Below are 2255 nucleotides of genomic sequence, written 5' to 3' on the forward strand. Positions count from 1 at the left end.
CACGAGCCCTCCAGCAACAACCGCTGCTGCGGGTCCGTCGCCAGCGCCTCACGCGGCGACATCGCGAAGAAGCCCGCGTCGAAGTCCATGGCGCCGTCGACGAAACCACCCGCGTGGGCCAGCTCCGTCAGCAGGCCGGTGTCCCAGCCGCGGTCGGACGGGAACTCGCCCATACCGTCCCGGCCCTGCGACAGCAGCTCCCACAGCCGGTCCGGATCCGACGCGCCACCCGGGAAGCGGCACGCCATACCGACGATGACCAGCGGGTCGTCGTCGACCGACCGCAACGCGGGCAGCGTCTCGACCGGGGAGGCCGCGACCCCGCCCAGGCGCTCGGCCAGGAAGTCCGCGAGGCGCACGGCGTTCGGGTAGTCGAAGACGAGCGTCGACGGCAGGCTCAGCTCCGTCACCGTCTGGAGGCGGTTCCGCAGCTCGACCGCCGTCAGCGAGTCGAAGCCGACCTCCCGGAACGGCTGCTCGGCGGCGATCCGGTCGCCCGAGCTGTGGCCGAGCACCGCGGCGGCGTGCTCGCGGACCAGGGCGAGCAGGTGGCTCTGCCGCTGCTCCGGCGTCAGGCCGGCCAGCCGGCCGGCGAGACCGCCCGTACGCTCGGCGGCTCCCGCGCGGGCCCGGGTCCGCCGCGCCGGGCCACCAGCGAGAGAGCGGAAGAGCGCCGGTATGTCCGCCATGGCCCGCAGGGCCGCCGTCTTCAGCTCGGTCAGGCCGAGCAGGGGCCGGCCGGCGGTCAGCGCCCGGTCGAACAGGGCCATGCCCTGCTCTTCCGAGATCGGGAGCATGCCCAGCCGGCCGAGGCGGTGCATATCGGTACCGGAGAGCGCGCCGGTGAGGCCGAGGCTCTGGTCCCACGGGCCCCAGGCCATCGAGATGCCGGCGAGCCCTGCGCTGCGGCGCTGCTGCACCAGCGAGTCGAGATACACGTTGCCCGCGGCGTAGTTGCCCTGCCCCGGGCTGCCGATGAGTCCCGCCAGCGAGGAGAAGACCACGAACATCGAGAGGTCCTGGTCGCGGGTGAGGTCGTGCAGGTGCCAGGCGGCGTCGACCTTCGGCGCCAGGACACGGTGGACCTGCTCCGGGGTCAGGGTGGAGATCACACCGTCGTCCAGGATGCCGGCGGTGTGGATCACCCCCGTGAGCGCCACCCCGGCCAGGACATCGGCCAGCGCGGACCTGTCGGCGGCGTCACACGCCACCACCTTGACCTCGGCGCCCTCGGCCGTCAGCTCCTCGACCAGTGCGTCGGCGCCGGGGGCGGCGGCTCCCCTGCGGCTGAGCAGCAGCAGGCTGCGTACACCGTGGGCGGTGACCAGGTGCCGGGCGACCACGCTGCCGAGACCACCGGTACCTCCGGTGATCAGGACGGTGCCGTCCAGGGTGACCGGTTCGCCGACCGCGTCCACACGGGTGAGCTGCGGGGCGAGCAGCGTGCCCGCGCGCGCCGCCAGCTGCGGCTCGCCGGTGCCGACCACGCGGGCCAGCAGTTCGGGGGTGACGTGCGTGTCGGCATCGGCGTCGACCAGGACGATCCGGCCCGGGTCCTCGCTCTGCGCCGACCGGACGAGTCCCCACACGGCGGCCGCGGCCAGGTCGGTCACGGTCTCGCCGGGCCCGGTGGCGACCGCGCCGCGGGTCAGGACGACCAGCCGGCCGCCGGTGAAACTCTGCAACCGCGTGAGCGCCCACTCGACGGCCGCGTGGACCGACTCCGGCGTGGTGTCCGCCGCGGCGGGCACCTCAAGCAGCACGTCGTCGTCCGACGCGGAGGCCGCGCCGTCCGTCTCCGGCACCTCGTTCCAGGCGAGGGCCAGCATGGTCTCCGGAGCGCGGGCGGCGCCGAAGACCTGCTCCAGGACGGGACGCATGATCAGGGAGCCGATCGACAGGACGGGTGCACCGGTCTCGTCGGCCAGTACGGCCGTGACGGAGTCCGGGCCCGTACGCGCCATCCGTATCCGCACGGCCTTCGCGCCGGTGGCGTGCAGGGTGACGTCGTTGAACGTGAAGGGCAGCCGGCCGAGTTCGGTGGGTTCGAAGTCGGCGAAGGTGTTGGGGTGCAGTGCCGCGTCGAGCAGCGCCGGGTGGATGCCGAACGCCGTCGCGGCGGCGCTCTGGTCGTCGGGCAGGGCGGCCTCGGCGTAGATCTGGCCGTTGTGCCGCCACGCCCTGGTCAGGCCCTGGAAGACCGGGCCGTAGCCGAAGCCGTTGTCCGCGCTGCGCCGGTAGAAGTCCTCCAGATC

1 protein-coding gene is annotated in these 2255 nt (G+C 73.7%); it reads right to left on the minus strand.

Annotated elements, in window-relative coordinates; translation table 11 throughout:
• The coding region (locus tag ACH47Z_RS47085; RefSeq protein ID WP_399086793.1) for an SDR family NAD(P)-dependent oxidoreductase at positions 1–2255 on the minus strand (2255 nt) is incomplete at both ends.

It is taken from the genome of Streptomyces sp. NPDC020192 (assembly GCF_044388685.1).
Lineage (GTDB): Bacteria > Actinomycetota > Actinomycetes > Streptomycetales > Streptomycetaceae > Streptomyces.